The organism is Vibrio sp. Y176 (assembly GCF_033438945.1).
Window position 1 is genome coordinate 1 of sequence record NZ_JAWOQS010000452.1, and the last position, 740, is coordinate 740.

At 46.1% G+C, this 740-nt stretch carries 1 protein-coding gene; it reads right to left on the bottom strand.

From position 1 onward, the window contains the following. Window positions 1-740, bottom strand: a 740-nt coding sequence (locus R7O13_RS26630; RefSeq protein WP_318305177.1) for an alpha-amylase family glycosyl hydrolase, incomplete at both ends; no start/stop codon positions are given.

Here is a 740-nt window from a genome sequence, read left to right on the forward strand (position 1 = left end):
TGAAAATGCTTTAAAGATGGTCGAAAACAGCGGGAAATCATACGCACCTAAACGGGTTTCTTGTAAATACGGCTCAAGAAACAGTTGATACTCTTCTTCTGTTGCACCGCCATCGGTAATGATTTCCCCAAAAATATGCACATCTTGGGTTATGTCGTCTGTCCATACGCGTTTTAGGTGTTCAAGCGTCATGTGCTTCGCGGCATCAATACGGAAGCCTTTCACACCTATCGCTTTCAATGCTTTTAGGTAAGCTCGCTGCTGCTCGACAACATGTTCACAAACGCGAAGGGTTGGTAAACCAGGATCGGTTGGCCCACCTGTAATTCGGCCATTTTGGACCTGCCATTTATCTTTCCAGTCTTGGATACCAAACGCTTCAACAAAATCTTCTTCACTAAATAGCGGTTTGGATAAATCGCCGAAAAGCTTTAAAGACTGGTATTTATGTTCGTTTTGTCGGTATTGATCTAACACATCCTGACGAGGATATTGCAGATCACGGCGTAAATGTGCTTCGTTAGCCATGTGGTTAAACACCACATCGGCGTACACCAAAACGCCTACGCGTTCGAGCTCGCGAACCATATAGATGAAGTCTTGGGTGTCACCGAGCGCGTTGTCGATAACACGGTAATCTTGTGGTTGATAGCGCTGCCACCAACGTTCATCGTGGGCGCTTTTCATTGGTGGCGAAACCAACACCGAGCCATAACCTAGCTCGTGGATTTCATTTGCTC